The organism is Mucilaginibacter rubeus, from assembly GCF_003286415.2.
In the GTDB taxonomy this organism is placed as follows: Bacteria; Bacteroidota; Bacteroidia; order Sphingobacteriales; family Sphingobacteriaceae; genus Mucilaginibacter; species Mucilaginibacter rubeus_A.
Genome location: NZ_CP043450.1, coordinates 6841284 through 6856152 on the forward strand (window position 1 = coordinate 6841284; position 14869 = coordinate 6856152).

Here is a 14869-nt window from a genome sequence, read left to right on the forward strand (position 1 = left end):
AACCAAAAGGGATGACTTATCTGTTGATGACCGTAGGAAAGTGCGTTGTTACACTTCGTTTCTATGCAGGGCTATGTTTCTTTTTTTCAAATAGAGATAAGCAAGTGTGGCTAAAATTACCAGACCCAGTAAGAAGCCGCCAAGCACATCGGTTAACCAATGCGCGCCCAAATAGATACGGGAAAATGGAACGATGAATATCAATAACATACAAATTGAGCCAACTGATGCCCGGATAAATTTGGGGACAGCGGCAATCTCAAACATCAGCTGAGCCAGGAAACCGAAAAAAACGACATAAAAAATTACATGCCCGCTTGGAAAGCTTTGCTGTCTTGTTTTTTCAATGATCCTAACTAAGGTTTCTGACGGCCTCGGACGATTAACAATAAGTTTAACGATAGAACTGATTATACCGGAGATCAGGGTTGACAGCAGGAATAAACCTTCCTTTTTATATTTATAAAGAAAAAACAGCAACGCTGTACCCAAAACGATGATAACCGAATTTGGCATATAACCAAACCAGCTAACCATTTTCATCGCCGTGTCCAACTGTGGGTTTTGATGTTCCTGTGCTTCTTCTGAAAATTCCCGGTCTAATAAGAATACTGGCATGAAAAAAACAAATGCTGTGAGCGCCAGAAAACCAATCATCATGGTTACCAGTACATACAGCATTATTCGTTTTTTTCGATCAGATAGTTGCACTGATACTTAGTCTTTTTTCAAAAAGCTACCATTTTCATCAAAGATCAGGTCGCCACCCTTTATTTCGGCCTCATACATGGTTTTCCCGGCGGCATCAGTTACTTTTCCGGCTTCTTTAATTTTCGCGCCCTTATAGTGCGCGGCAACATAGGGCGCAACAGTTTTTGGCAATTCGCTTATAGATATGGCCTTCACAATTTCGACAAATGCACCTGCCGGTGTAAATGTAACGGAATTGTCTTCACCAGATTTTCCACCCCAATTAGCCTCATAATTTCCTTTTTCCTTTTCCCAGGTGACTTTGGTAACCTGCGGATATTTATTAGCCAGCGCGGCTTTAACAACGGAGGGCACAGCGGAGCTTTTTAAGTCCTGTGCCATAACATTGCCTGCGATAAGGAAGGCGATAACGCCAAACAATAATTTCTTTTTCATTTTTTAAGTTTATATTCAATGATAAAAAATCATTCTGTAGGAAAATTGTGTTCATCAACGTGATTGACTTTACCCTACTATCTCTATAATACTTAAATCGGAACGTCAATGTCACTGCATTTGTCATATTGATGATAATACTTTTCTTAGTCAAAGGATACCCATTACCCATAACAATCGCATCCCGAAATCTCTAAAGGGAAGGTACCAGAGCTTCAGCTTTTAATTTACCAGAATAAAAAACTTATGTTTGTATATGGGTAATAGTAAATATAACAATGCAAATGTATTGCTTCTTCTCGTGGCCTACTTGTTTGTAGTACTTACCCATATTTTATTCCTCCCCCCTCTCGGTCAAAGATCGCTCAATCCCCAAGGACATTATAACTCTATTTTTAAACGAAAGTTAGACAACGCCAACAATCACGCCCTCAGTTTGATGCACCGCACCGATAAGTCAGTTTTGAATAAAAATCAAAATATTCATCACTTATTTATTAAACTGGCTGGTTCTTTTTTTATCTTATTGTTGCTGGCACGAATCGGACGACGTGCAAAATTACTTACGCTCGTTCCTTTTCGGCGATACTTTTATCCTTACCCTCCATTCCGGCTCTCTCTGCGTATTTGATTTTCTAGACCATTTAATGCCTTACGAGCTGTAAAGCAGCGCTGTTTCTTTTTTTATTCTTCAAGAAATTCATCATGCATTTTTTATTATCAAAAAGTCTGAGCCGCCTGAGCCGTTTATATAGCCGCGCTATCACCAGGGTTCTTCCGGAACTTAAGTTCGAACATCATGCGGAGATCCTTCTCATCCTGGCATACACAAATCGCAGACTTACGCAAAAAGAGCTGGCAGAACTATACCAGGCCGACAAATCGCGTATAGCGGTATTGATCGAAGGGATGACTAGGGACGGGTTGGTCTATACCGAACAGAACAGTGCGGATAGAAGAGCACATTTCGTTTTATTGACCAGCAAAGGCGAAGCTATCATTCCCAAAATTCAGCAAGCGATTGAGCAGGTAAATTGCATGATCAATCAACAGTTGGATAAAACGCACCTGGATTATTTCTATGCAACGCTTTTTAAGATGCAATCTAATTTGGTTGAACTTCAGGTTTGACTGAGCAGGAGGGAAACTTTAACTTAAGGCGAGTCCTGCGGCCATTCTGAAAATTTTAACAGTCATTTATTATGTATCCAACACTCTCCGATCTCACTAAAGATATTTTTGGTTTTTCCATCCCATTACCTATTAAAATGTTCGGCCTGTTTGTTGCCATCGCGTTTCTTGTCGCAATGCTGCTCCTAAAGAAAGAACTAAAACGCCGTGAAAGTGAAGGTTGGTTACAGCCTTGCCGGGAGCTTACATGGGTCGGAAAGCAAATCAGCTCGTGGGAAATATTCTTTACAGGCCTGATTACCCTGTTAATGGGCCTGGCATTGATTGTTTTTGCCCGGAACCGCTTTTCGTTTGATGGCGATCCGTATGACGGCATTGTGCTGATGGATCTGGCCTTTGCGTTAATTCTTGCAGTGCTCGTCGCCTTTATAAGGTACTACTTCAAAAGCCTGAAAGCCGCAGGTAAGCCTGAATTGAAGGTAATTTCGCACTGGCCACATGAAAGAACCGATACCATTATCGGTATTGCCGCAGTCGCCGGCATCGTCGGCGCAAAGCTATTTGACGGATTAGAAAACTGGAGCAGCTACATAGCCCATCCGGCTGACTTCTTTGCTTTTAGCGGTTTAACATTTTATGGGGGACTGATCGTGGCGTCGATGGCCATTTTGTACTATGCACATCAAAAGCACATCGACAAATGGCAGTTGGCCGATAGCGCTGCGCCCGTACTCATGCTGGCTTATGGTATTGGCCGGATAGGATGCCATATGGCAGGCGATGGGGATTGGGGAATTGTAAATTCTTTTCAAAAACCAGTAAAATGGTTACCCGATTGGCTGTGGAGCTATACCTATCCGCACAATGTAAGTGACCAGGGTGTATTGATCCCAGGCTGCACAGGCGAGCATTGCTTTCAGTTACCTATTGGCGTATTCCCGACCTCCTTGTATGAATTTGTGGTATGCACCCTGCTTTTCCTGGTGTTGTGGAAACTGAGAAAGATTATTACTTCGCCCGGCAGGCTGTTTGGAATTTATCTGATAATGAATGGCGCCGAGCGGTTTCTCATTGAATTGATCCGTGTTAATAATAAATATGATCTCGGATTTGTAAAACCAACCCAGGCAGAATTGATTTCGATGGGTCTGTTTTTGACCGGCTGTCTGATCGTTTATGTGAGTTCGAGAAAGACAAAATATAATCCGGAATAAAGTACTAATAAATAATATAGTCAGTAATAGCAACACATTTATTGATTCAACTTTCTTGAGCAAGTGGCTGTTTGAACTTCCTTTTTCGGCCCTGATCATTGTAATCCTTATATTAATTTTAGGAAACGTAGTTGTCAGTCGACATAAATTTTCCAATTGATGGTTATATTAGCTCATCAAACCGATATGAGAGAAAATAAAAAAACACATTGGGAACAGGTATATCAAACCAAAAAACCGGATCAGGTTAGCTGGACACAATCTGTTCCTCAAACTTCGCTTGATTTCATTCATAGCTTTGATCTATCCAAAACTTCAAAGATCATAGATATCGGAGGCGGCGACAGTAAGTTGGTTGACTACCTTCTGCAAGAAGGGTTTGAAGATATTACGGTACTGGATATATCTACAGCCGCATTGCAAAAAGCACAAGAAAGACTTGGCAAAAAAAGTGAATTGGTCAAATGGATCATTTCCGATATTGTTGATTTTAAACCGGATGAATATTATGACCTTTGGCACGACCGTGCTACCTTTCATTTCTTAACAGGGCAAAACCAAATTGCTGCTTATTTGGACATAGCCGGAAGATCCGTTAAAAATTACCTGGTCATTGGCACTTTTTCGGAGAACGGACCAGAACAATGCAGCGGGCTGTCCATAAAACAATACACAGAAGAACAATTACAAAACCAGCTAACTAAAGATTTTAAAAAGATCAGGTGTATCCATGAAGATCATGTAACCCCGTTTCAAACCACCCAGAATTTTCTTTTTTGCAGCTTCGAAAAAAGTAGTTTGTAATATCTGGTACAATTTTATTTCATAAAGAGAATCTTTATAAGCTTCGCGGTACTCTGCAAAACATAGTAACTCTACTATCTTTGCGGAGATCTTAAAGCGAATCACCTGTTGTTTGTTAAAACTATAACAAGGGATATAAGGTAAAGTCTGATAAACAAACCGTATAAAACGTTGTTAAGTATTTGGTTATGGCAAAAGTCAAACTTATAAATTGTATTTTTAAATACTGATTTAATATCTTTGCACCGAAATGAAATGGATGTGCTTCATATTTGCCCTTTTTTTTCTTTGCCTGGACCTGGAGCCATGCAAGGATAAAGTCGGTGGTGTACCCGATGCATTCGCTTCATTGACTCTAACAAAGCAGCACCAGTCCAAAACCAACCAGGACCAGTGTCCGCCGATGTGCCATTGCAGTTGCTGTAACATGCAGGTGGTTATCCAAAGCAAAATGATCTTCCGACCGGTTGCCGGAACTTATACCCCTGTTGTAGCATTCATGATCCCTGAAAAGCCGGTTACCCGACCAGCTAACATTTGGCAACCGCCCAAGCTAAACGCATAAACTTTCCGAGTTCGCCGTTTTGCGTCATAGTTGACGCTGCTTTGCGGCAAGTTTATTATTTCATGTTTTACTTGTACCGGTATGGCAACAAACAGGATAAATCCTGCTAAGCGTACCTCTGTAACTCACAAGAAAAAAAAGAAGAAGAAATTCCAAAGGCCGTTATGGATGCGCATTATACGCACCATCGCTATCATCATCATGACCATTTTTATGGTCTTGGCAATGATCGGAATTGTACAGAGGTACTGTCATATCTTATCCAAGCATTAGATCATTTTTATGCTGAATAAGATCATTCATTTTTCCATCAACAATAAATTGGTGATCGGGATCTTCACACTCGGGCTCATTGCCTGGGGGATCTGGTCACTCAAAAAATTACCCATAGATGCCGTTCCTGACATTACGAATAATCAGGTTCAGGTGATCACGCTGAGCCCTTCACTGGCCACCCAGGAAGTAGAAAGGCTCATATCTTACCCGGTTGAGCAAACCATGGCGACCATACCCGAGATCGAGCAGGTGCGTTCTATTTCGCGCTTTGGCTTGTCGGTGGTAACTATCGTATTCCACGATGATGTAAATATTTATTGGGCACGTCAGCAGGTTAATGAAAAGCTTTCAGAAGCCAAAAATAATATCCCTGCAGGTTTAGGTAACCCAGAAATCTCACCCATTTCCACCGGGCTTGGCGAGATCTATCAATATGTTATTCATGCCAAGCCTGGTTATGAAAGCAAATACAACGCGCGTGAATTACGAAGTGTGCAGGACTGGATCGTAAGACGCCAGTTATTAGGCACACCAGGCATTGCGGAGGTTAACAGCTTTGGCGGTTTACTAAAGCAATACGAGATCGCACTTGACCCTGATAAGCTGCGTAGTTTTAACCTTGGTATCAACAATGTATTTGACGCGCTTGCCCAAAACAATCAAAATACGGGTGGCGCTTATATCGATAAAAAACCCAATGCTTATTTTATCCGAAGTGAAGGTCTGGTTGGTTCAACTGATGATATCGGCAAGATCGTCGTCAAAAACAATACGGATGGCACACCGGTGCTGATCCGGGACATCGCTACCGTCAATATCGGCAACTCTATCCGTTACGGCGCATTAACCCGTGCCTCTAAAGAGAACAGCGGCGAGGCCGTCGGTGGTATCGTGATGATGCTCAAAGGAGCCAATGCCAATAATGTCGTAACAGCGGTAAAAGAGAAAATCGCCCGCATCAACAAAACTTTACCTGAAGGTGTGGTGGTAGAGCCTTTCCTTGACCGCAGCGCTTTGGTGAGCCGGGCTATCGGCACTGTAGAAAAAAACCTGATCGAAGGAGCACTCATTGTGATCTTCGTTTTAGTGGTTTTCCTGGGCAATTTCCGTGCAGGATTGGTGGTAGCCTCCGTGATACCACTGGCCATGCTTTTTGCTATCTGTATGATGAACCTATTTGGGGTATCCGGGAACTTAATGAGCCTGGGCGCTATCGACTTTGGTCTGATCGTCGATGGCGCGGTGATCATCGTGGAAGCTACGATGCACTTGTTATATGCGAAACAACGTGCCAAAGCTTACACCCAGCAAGAAATGAATGAGCAGGTTGAAACTTCAGCAGTGCGTATGATGAGCGCTGCGGCTTTCGGTCAGATCATCATCCTGATCGTGTATTTTCCAATTTTGGCATTGGTAGGCATTGAAGGCAAAATGTTCCGCCCGATGGCTGAAACGGTAGCCTTTGCCATTATTGGCGCATTCCTGTTGTCACTGACCTATGTACCGATGATATCTTCGATGTTCCTGAGTAAAAAGCCAAAGAACGGAAAGAATATCTCGGACAAAATGATGGATGCCATCCATAAACGTTATGAGCCGCTTATCATTGGCGCGCTGAACCACCGTTTAAAGATCATTATCATTTCTGTGGTATTATTAGTGGCTGCTGTATTCACTTTTACCCGTATGGGCGGCGAATTTATCCCGACCCTGGAAGAAGGAGATTTTGCAGTTGAAACCCGCCTGCTAACCGGCAGTTCCCTTTCCCAAACAATTGATAAGGTTAACCAGGCTTCACAGATCCTGGTTAAAAAATTCCCGGAAGTAAAGGAGGTGATCGGTAAGATAGGTGCCGCCGAGATACCCACTGACCCGATGCCGATGGATGCCTGTGACCTGACCGTGATCCTGAAAGACAAAAAAGAATGGACCACTACCCACGACCGTGAAGAACTCGCTAACCTGATGGCGAAGGAACTGGAAAATGTTCCGGGTGTCACCTTTGGTTTTTCCCAGCCAATTCAATTACGTTCTAACGAGCTGATCTCCGGTGTACGTCAGGATATAGGTATCAAGATATTTGGTGACGACCTGCAAACCCTGGCCGACCTATCCCAAAAAGTAGGAAAGATCGTAAACAGTGTTTCCGGTGCGAAAGATTTGTATATCGAGCAAGCCACCGGTTTGCCGCAGATCGTAGTTAAGATCGACCGGGATAAAGTTGCCCAATATGGTTTGAGTATAGCAACGGTCAATACGGCTATTAATGCCGCGTTCGCCGGGCAGTCCGCTGGTTTGGTTTACGAGGGAGAGCGCCGTTACGATATGGTCGTGCGTTTATCAGATCAGAACCGCCAGGGCATTGATGATGTGAAAAACCTGTATGTGACCGCTCCTAATGGTAACCAGGTGCCGTTGGAACAGTTAGCCAGTGTGCAGTTCCAGGTTGGCCCGAACCAAATTCAGCGTGAAGATACCAAGCGCCGTATCGTCGTAGGCCTGAATGTCCGTGGCCGGGATATCCAATCAGTGGTGACCGAGATCCAGGGCAAGATCAATCAGCAGATCAAAATGCCGGCAGGATACTACGTAACCTATGGCGGTCAATTTGAGAACCTGAAAGAAGCTACTGCCCGCTTGTCTGTCGCTGTACCGGTAGCCTTGCTACTTATTTTGTTATTACTGTATTTCTCTTTCGGTTCGATCAAACAATCCATCCTGATCTTTTCTGCTATCCCGATGGCAGCCATCGGTGGTGTTTTCGCCTTACTATTAAGAGGGATGCCATTTAGTATTTCGGCAGGGGTTGGATTTATTGCCCTGTTCGGTGTGGCTGTATTAAACGGTATCGTACTGATCACTGAATTCAACCGCTTGAAAAAAGGCGGACTGACCGACCTGAAGAAGATCGTACTGGAGGGAACAGCGGAAAGGTTACGCCCGGTTTTGATGACCGCAACGGTAGCCTCATTAGGCTTTATGCCGATGGCGATTTCATCTGCCGCAGGTGCCGAGGTACAAAAACCACTGGCAACGGTGGTGATCGGTGGCTTGCTTACCTCCACCATATTAACCCTAATCGTTTTACCCGTGTTATATACCTATTTTGAAAAGTCCCGCAGTGACCGCAAGGGCGGTAAAGCGGCGAAGATCATAGCCACCCTGTTGTTATTCATGGGCTTCGGGCTATCGTCTGCTAAAGCGCAGACCCGTGTTGGAACAGGTGGCCCTATCAGCCTGGACCAGGCAGTTAACACCGCATTGACCAATAATTTCGGCGTGCGCTCTTCCCAACTTCAGATCAACCAGCAAACTGCCTTAAAAGGTAGCGCTTTTGATCTCGGAAAGACCAATATCAATCTGCAATACGGGCAGTTTAACAGCATTAAAAGGGATAACCAGATCAATATCCAGCAAAGCATACCTTTCCCCGGCTTGTTTAAAAGCCAGCGCCAGGTATTTGAGGCGCAGGAAAAAAATGCCCAGATCGGACTGACCTTAACACAGGCGCAACTGCGTTACCAGGTGCGACAAGCTTATGGGCAGTTATCCTACTTTACGGCTTTAAGCGACCTGTACCTGCGACAGGATTCTATTTATAACGAATTTTACCGGGCAGCTTCGGTTCGTTACAAAGCAGGTGCAAGTAATCTGCTGGAAAAAACCACCGCCGAAACGCAGTTAAATGAGATCAGGAATCAAACGACCCGCAATAACGGGGATATTGCTGCGGGCAGTGCCGAATTACAGCGACTGATGAATACTACCGATTCTGTGACCCTTTCCAAGGGCGCACTGAAAAGGGCCGTAGCCGAATTTAAGCACCTCGACAGCGCCATCAATCAGAACCCGCAGCTGGCCTACCAGCGTCAACAGATCATTCTGGCTGACCGCAACATTGACCTGGAGAAAGCGAAGTCGGGGCCGGATTTTACCATCGGTTATTTTAACCAATCGATTATGGGTATCCAGAATGTAAACGGTATTGACCGGAATTTTACCGGCGCAAATCGTTTCCAGGGTGTACAGGCCGGGGTTTCCATACCCCTGTTCTTTAAACCTTATGCGGCGCGTGTGAAATCGGCCCGTATTCAAAAGGAGGTATCGCAGACACAGCTGCAATTGTATGAGAAGAACTTATCCAGCCAATATGAGCAGGCCTATCACCAGTTACTGAAGAACGACCGCTCGGTGTCTTATTACGAAACCAGTGCCTTACCCAATGCTGACCTGATCCTTAAACAGGCGCAGATCGCTTTCCGGAATGGAGAGATCAGCTATGTGGAATTTGTCCAGGCCTTAAAAACAGCTTCGGATATCCGGCTGGCCTATTTACAGGCACTTAATCAATACAATCAATCTGTTTACGACTTGCAATACCTGACCGGTTTATAATTAAAGAAATGAAAAAACAAATCATAAAATTTACAGGGTTAATGATGATCGCTTCACTGGCCCTAACCTTCGGCAGCTGCGGCGGCGGTAAAAAAGAAACCCCCGAACAAGCTGATACAACCAAAAAGAAAGAAGAAAGTAATGTCGCTGAGATCAGCGAAGCGCAATACAATACACTCGGCGTGAAACTGGAAACAGTAAGCCCGAAAGCGTTGAGCGGGGTTTTGAAAGTGAATGGTTTTATAGACGTACCACCGCAGGACCTGGTTAGCATCAGTACCCAAATGGGTGGCATCGTTAAATCTATTCCGGTGCTGCAAGGCTCGGTAGTAAGTAAAGGGCAGGTGATCGCCGTTCTCGAAAACCAGGACTATGTGCAATTGCAGCAGGATTATCTAGATAGCAAAAGCCAGCATGACCTGAACTCGGAAGAATATAAACGTCAGCAAACACTGGCCTCACAGAACGTGACCGCGACCAAGGTCTTGCAGCAAGCCAAAGCCAGTTACGAAAGCTCGATGGCAAGAGAGGCAGCCTTGCGCCAGCGCTTAAAGCTGATCAATATTGATCCGTCAAAATTAACTCCCGCCGCTATCAGGAGCACGGTCAATATTTATGCACCAATTGGTGGGTATGTAACTAAGGTCAATACCAATGTAGGCAAATTCGTAAATCCGAATGATATCATGCTGGAGATCGTTAACAGCAACAACCTGCATGTGGAGCTCAATGTGTTCGAGCGGGATGCGGAAAAGGTGAAACCAGGCCAGAATGTCCGGTTCACCCTCACCAACGACTCTACCGAGCGCCGGGCCATCGTTTCGCTGGTTGGTAAAGAGATCAATACCGATAAGACCATCCGTATCCACAGCATCGCTAAAGGCAGCGTTAACTTCCTCCCGGGTACTTACGTTAAGGCATTTATTGAAACCGGCAAAAGTGAAACACCGGCATTGCCTGAATCGGCCATCGTAAATTTTGAGGGTAAACAATACGTATTTTTAATGTCAGGTACGGACACCGAAAAGCGTAAAGATGGCGACACCAAAGTTTATCGCTTTAAAATGGCGGAAATCACTACCGGCGTTAAGGAAGGCGGTTATATCGCGGTCGAATTACCGGCGGCGATCCCGGCGAACAGCCAGATCGTTACCAGGGGCGCTTATGACCTTTTGAGTAAACTAAAAAACAGTGAAGAAGAATAAAATCCAATAAACCATGAAAAAACAGGAAAGCAAAAACGCGGCGTCCCACAAAGGGCACAAGCACGAACATCCAAGGGTGGATATCAGCCGCCCGGGAGATAAAGAGGAAAAAAAGGGTCACGATCATGATGAAGAGGGGCATGAACAAGAAGAAGGTCACGACCATGAGCATGGTGGTATTTTCGGCAAGAATACCGAACTGATCTTTGCGATTCTCTGTGGTGTTGCGCTTGGTGCAGGCTGGGGTTTGCATTTCGTCAAATCGCTGCCGGAGTGGGCCAGTCTTTCCTGTTATATCATCGCTTATTTCTTCGGCGGGTATTTCACGGCGAAAGAAGCCGTGGAAACCGTCCTGAAGGGCGGATTTGAGATCGATTTCCTGATGCTGGTAGCGGCTGTCGGCGCGGCCATATTAGGCTCATGGCTGGAAGGGGCGCTGCTGCTTTTCCTGTTCAGTCTTGGCCATTCCCTGGAACATTATGCCATGGGCAAAGCCCGCAAGTCCATTGAAGCGCTGACCAGTTTAGCGCCGCCAACGGCCCATGTCATCCGTGACGGTAAGCAAACCGAAGTACGCATTGAGGAACTGAAACTGGGTGAGGTCATCGTGATCAAACCCAATAGCAAGATACCCGCTGATGGCGTAGTGGTCAAAGGTGAAGGCAGCGTCAACCAGGCACCGATCACGGGTGAAAGCGTTCCGGTGGAAAAGCGACCTGTTGCCGATATCGATAAGGATTATAGCGCTGAAAAAACCATCAAGCCCGAACACCGGGTTTTTGCCGGAACTATTAATGGCGGTTCGGCACTGGAGGTGAAAGTGATCCGGGAAGCTAAAGATTCCACCATTAGCCGCCTGGTTAAAATGGTGAACGAAGCGGAGAAGCAAAAATCGCCGACCCAGCTTTTCACTGACAAATTCGAGAAATACTTTGTTCCGGCGGTATTGGTGCTGGTTACCGCGTTATGTTTTGCTTTTTTAGTGATCGATGAGCCATTCAGCAAAAGCTTTTACCGGGCCATGTCCGTACTGGTAGCTGCCAGTCCCTGCGCTTTGGCTATCAGCACACCAAGCGCTGTTTTGAGTGGTGTTGCCCGTGCCGCCCGTGGCGGTGTGCTGATCAAAGGCGGTCGCCCGCTAGAAGATCTAGGTGAGTTGCAAGCCATTGCCTTTGATAAAACCGGGACTTTAACTGAAGGCAAACCTAAATTGACGCAGGTTATTCCTTTTGAAGGAACTACCGAGGAAGAATTACTGGAAACAGCCATAGCCGTTGAAAAGTTGAGTGACCACCCTTTAGCGGAAGCTATTGTTGTTGGTGGTCTGGAAAGGTTAAAGAGAAATCATAAAATACCGGAAGCCGGCAGCGTAAAAGGCATCGTTGGTAAAGGCGTTCAGGCCAAGATCGGCAGTCGTGAAATTCTGATCGGCAATCTCGCCTTATTTGGTAAAACCTTGCCTGATGAATTAAAAAAGCAGGTTGAAGAACTGGAAAAAGGTGGCAATACGACCATGACGGTAAAATCCGGGAAAGACTTTTTAGGCATCATCGCCCTGATGGATACGCCAAGAAAGGAAGCGAAGAACGTGATTGCCCAACTTAAAGAATTAGGGATCAAAAAAATGGTCATGCTGACCGGCGATAACCAACAGGTGGCAGAGGCGGTAGCCAAAGAAGTTGGTGTGACCGATGCCTGGGGTAACCTTATGCCGGAGGATAAAGTTGCCGCTGTTCAAAAACTGGATAAATCAGAAAAGAAAGTGGCGATGGTCGGCGATGGTGTTAACGATGCCCCGGCCATGGCGAAAAGTACGGTTGGTATCGCTATGGGGGCTGCCGGTTCTGACGTGGCTTTGGAAACGGCTGATATCGCCTTAATGGGTGACCAGTTGGAAAGCCTGCCCTTTGCCATCGGCTTGAGCCGCAAATCACGGGGTATCATCAAACAAAACCTATGCATCAGTTTGGGTATGGTCGCTGTGCTAATCCCATTGACCATTTTAGGTATCGCCTCTATTGGCCCGGCGGTTATTGCCCACGAAGGTTCAACCCTTTTGGTGGTATTTAATGCACTTCGCTTACTGGCTTACGACAGCGGTCACCATAATTCAGCAAAATCTAAAAAGAAAAAAGATGCTTAAAAAGGTAAAGAAATTTTTGGGGGCGCTCGGGCCTGGAATTGTGACCGGAGCGAGTGATGATGATCCATCGGGTATAGCGACCTATTCACAGGCCGGGGCTAAATATGGCTTAACTACCCTATGGACGGTGATCATTACATTTCCATTGATGGCAGCTATACAGGAAATGTGCGCCAGGATCGGCCTGATCACTTCTTCAGGACTGACCACCACACTGAAAGCGCATTACGGTAAGCCGGTATTATACCTGATGGTAATCTTTAGCGTTCCTGCGATCATCCTGAATATTGGTGCCGACATTGCTGCAATGGGTGCTGTGGCCAACCTGCTTCTACCATCAGTGCCCGCCATATACTTTAGCATCCTTTTTACAGGCCTGCTGTTATTTTTTATCGTTTACCTACCTTATCAAAAGTTCGTCGCGGTATTAAAATATCTCTGCCTTACATTATTGCTTTATATCGCTGTGCCTTTCTTTACGAAACCGGACTGGTGGGAAGTTTTGAAAAAAACCGTGGTACCAACCTTCCGTTGGGACAAGGATTTTATAGGTGTGCTGGTAGCCATATTGGGTACGACCATTTCCCCTTATTTGTTTTTCTGGCAAACCGCTATGGAAGCCGAAGATGTCAAAACGGTAAAGCGGCAATTGATCGTGAATAAAAGACGGCTGACCTTAAGCGATGCTTTCCCGGATAACGGCGAAAAAAGGGAGCGGAAATTATTGGGCCTGCTCATTCAAAAAATGAGTATTGATGTGAACCTGGGGATGTTTTTATCCAACCTGATCATGTTTTTTACCATCCTGGCTACCGGAACAGCTCTTTATTCGCATGGGGTCAGGAATATCGATACCGTTGAACAAGCTGCCAAAGCCCTTGAACCGGTCGCGGGCAGATCATCCTACCTGCTGTTTGCCGTTGGCATCATCGGTACGGGTTTTCTGGCGATCCCGGTGCTCAGTGGTTCACTATCCTATATCGTGACAGAAACTTTTGGGCTGAAAGGCAGCCTGGATAAAAAGTTCCACCAGGCTAAAGCTTTTTACGTGATCCTTATTATTTCCGTATTGCTGGGTTTAGGTATTAACTATTTTGGGATCAATCCGGTGGACGCGCTGCTTTATACAGCTATCCTTTATGGGGTTACCTGCCCGGTGATCATCGGGATCGTCCTGCATATCGCCAACAACGAAAAGATCATGGGTAGATACACCAATAAGACATTATCTAATGTGTTAGGGGGGCTTTGTTTGCTGGTGATGACGGCGGGAGCAGTTTTTTTGGTTTACCTCGAATTTTTCAGCAAATGAAATTGACCAAGTACAATTCCAGGACCTTCCAGATCGTGTGCTGGTCAACTTCGGTAGCCATGGTTTGCTTTTTGATTGCAGTTTGCTTAACTGTATTTCATGTCAATCTGAGTCAAATCAATGGTTGGCTGGAAAGTTATGTTCAGCGGATCAAATGGCTACCATTCATGGACCTGGCACCTCACCTGGTCAACGCGCCGTTCTGGATACCTTACTGGTGTGCGATTATTTTACTGTTCCTGTATAAAGAACGGGTCAGGTTTATGTTCTGGCTAAACCGCTTTTCCATGTTCGGCCTCCTATTGACCGCCATTCTGTTTGTGCTGAATCAAGCCATACGTTGGCTATGGCCGGAATTATGCGGCCGTTCCGATAACTTTCTGCATCCCCAACCTTATGAAGGCTGTTCATTATTTTTTGTCAGCGGGGCGGTAGTAGCCGGTATATGCCTGCTTGCTTTTCTTTGTCTACGCAAACGCCACTGGATGGTAAAGGTGATGCTGATCATTTGCGGCTTAAGCCTAAACCTTGCCGCGCTTTTACAGGCGAAGATTTTTCCGCTTCAGTTATTGGTTGCCATTGGAATAGCAGCTATCGCTGCCTCTATAGCTTATGTCCGTGTGGCGCTGGCCAATGAAGAACGGTTCCCTGAACTCTATAAATATTTAAAACCATGAA

General features: G+C 45.4%; 11 protein-coding genes. 9 read left to right on the forward strand and 2 right to left on the reverse strand.

Annotated features, from left to right (window positions below; all coding sequences use genetic code 11):
- Positions 1 to 48 precede the first annotated feature (48 nt).
- Positions 49 to 681, reverse strand: a complete 633-nt coding sequence (locus tag DEO27_RS27885; protein WP_112571143.1) for a phosphatase PAP2 family protein — start codon at positions 679 to 681, stop codon at positions 49 to 51.
- A gap of 36 nt (positions 682 to 717) precedes the next feature.
- Positions 718 to 1146, reverse strand: coding sequence for a PepSY-like domain-containing protein (locus tag DEO27_RS27890; protein WP_112571141.1), 429 nt, complete (start codon positions 1144 to 1146; stop codon positions 718 to 720).
- A 705-nt stretch (positions 1147 to 1851) separates the two neighbouring features.
- Here DEO27_RS27890 and DEO27_RS27895 point away from each other — a divergent pair.
- The 9 genes from DEO27_RS27895 (at position 1852) to DEO27_RS27935 (ending at position 14868) form a co-directional block, all read left to right on the forward strand.
- Positions 1852 to 2277, forward strand: a complete 426-nt coding sequence (locus tag DEO27_RS27895; RefSeq protein WP_112571137.1) for a MarR family winged helix-turn-helix transcriptional regulator — start codon at positions 1852 to 1854, stop codon at positions 2275 to 2277.
- A gap of 71 nt (positions 2278 to 2348) precedes the next feature.
- Complete coding sequence (locus DEO27_RS27900; RefSeq protein ID WP_112571135.1) at positions 2349 to 3491, forward strand: prolipoprotein diacylglyceryl transferase; 1143 nt, start codon at positions 2349 to 2351, stop codon at positions 3489 to 3491.
- Between the two features lie 186 nt (positions 3492 to 3677).
- Positions 3678 to 4295 (forward strand): class I SAM-dependent methyltransferase, encoded by a 618-nt coding sequence (locus DEO27_RS27905; protein WP_112571552.1) that lies wholly within the window; start codon positions 3678 to 3680, stop codon positions 4293 to 4295.
- A 250-nt stretch (positions 4296 to 4545) separates the two neighbouring features.
- Positions 4546 to 4860, forward strand: coding sequence for a DUF6660 family protein (locus tag DEO27_RS27910; protein WP_112651674.1), 315 nt, complete (start codon positions 4546 to 4548; stop codon positions 4858 to 4860).
- Positions 4861 to 5142: 282 nt separating this feature from the next.
- Positions 5143 to 9531, forward strand: a complete 4389-nt coding sequence (locus tag DEO27_RS27915; RefSeq protein WP_112571131.1) for a CusA/CzcA family heavy metal efflux RND transporter — start codon at positions 5143 to 5145, stop codon at positions 9529 to 9531.
- 8 nt (positions 9532 to 9539) lie between these two features.
- Positions 9540 to 10736, forward strand: a complete 1197-nt coding sequence (locus tag DEO27_RS27920; RefSeq protein ID WP_112571129.1) for an efflux RND transporter periplasmic adaptor subunit — start codon at positions 9540 to 9542, stop codon at positions 10734 to 10736.
- A 13-nt stretch (positions 10737 to 10749) separates the two neighbouring features.
- On the forward strand, positions 10750 to 12879 hold the full coding sequence (locus tag DEO27_RS27925; RefSeq protein WP_112571127.1) for a heavy metal translocating P-type ATPase: 2130 nt from the start codon (positions 10750 to 10752) through the stop codon (positions 12877 to 12879).
- Positions 12872 to 14191, forward strand: coding sequence for an Nramp family divalent metal transporter (locus DEO27_RS27930; RefSeq protein WP_112571125.1), 1320 nt, complete (start codon positions 12872 to 12874; stop codon positions 14189 to 14191). Before DEO27_RS27925 ends, DEO27_RS27930 begins: the two co-directional genes overlap by 8 nt.
- Positions 14188 to 14868 (forward strand): hypothetical protein, encoded by a 681-nt coding sequence (locus DEO27_RS27935; protein ID WP_112571123.1) that lies wholly within the window; start codon positions 14188 to 14190, stop codon positions 14866 to 14868. The genes DEO27_RS27930 and DEO27_RS27935 overlap by 4 nt, the downstream gene beginning before the upstream one ends.
- The last annotated feature ends 1 nt before the right edge of the window (position 14869 follow it).

Excerpts from the sequence above, each read along its gene's own strand:
- DEO27_RS27885 (WP_112571143.1), bottom strand. The coding sequence starts at position 681 with ATGCTGTATGTACTGGTAACCATGATGATTGGTTTTCTGGCGCTCACA.
- DEO27_RS27890 (WP_112571141.1), bottom strand. The coding sequence starts at position 1,146 with ATGAAAAAGAAATTATTGTTTGGCGTTATCGCCTTCCTTATCGCAGGC.
- DEO27_RS27895 (WP_112571137.1), top strand. The coding sequence starts at position 1,852 with ATGCATTTTTTATTATCAAAAAGTCTGAGCCGCCTGAGCCGTTTATAT.
- DEO27_RS27900 (WP_112571135.1), top strand. The coding sequence starts at position 2,349 with ATGTATCCAACACTCTCCGATCTCACTAAAGATATTTTTGGTTTTTCC.
- DEO27_RS27905 (WP_112571552.1), top strand. The coding sequence starts at position 3,678 with ATGAGAGAAAATAAAAAAACACATTGGGAACAGGTATATCAAACCAAA.
- DEO27_RS27910 (WP_112651674.1), top strand. The coding sequence starts at position 4,546 with ATGAAATGGATGTGCTTCATATTTGCCCTTTTTTTTCTTTGCCTGGAC.
- DEO27_RS27915 (WP_112571131.1), top strand. The coding sequence starts at position 5,143 with ATGCTGAATAAGATCATTCATTTTTCCATCAACAATAAATTGGTGATC.
- DEO27_RS27920 (WP_112571129.1), top strand. The coding sequence starts at position 9,540 with ATGAAAAAACAAATCATAAAATTTACAGGGTTAATGATGATCGCTTCA.
- DEO27_RS27925 (WP_112571127.1), top strand. The coding sequence starts at position 10,750 with ATGAAAAAACAGGAAAGCAAAAACGCGGCGTCCCACAAAGGGCACAAG.
- DEO27_RS27930 (WP_112571125.1), top strand. The coding sequence starts at position 12,872 with ATGCTTAAAAAGGTAAAGAAATTTTTGGGGGCGCTCGGGCCTGGAATT.
- DEO27_RS27935 (WP_112571123.1), top strand. The coding sequence starts at position 14,188 with ATGAAATTGACCAAGTACAATTCCAGGACCTTCCAGATCGTGTGCTGG.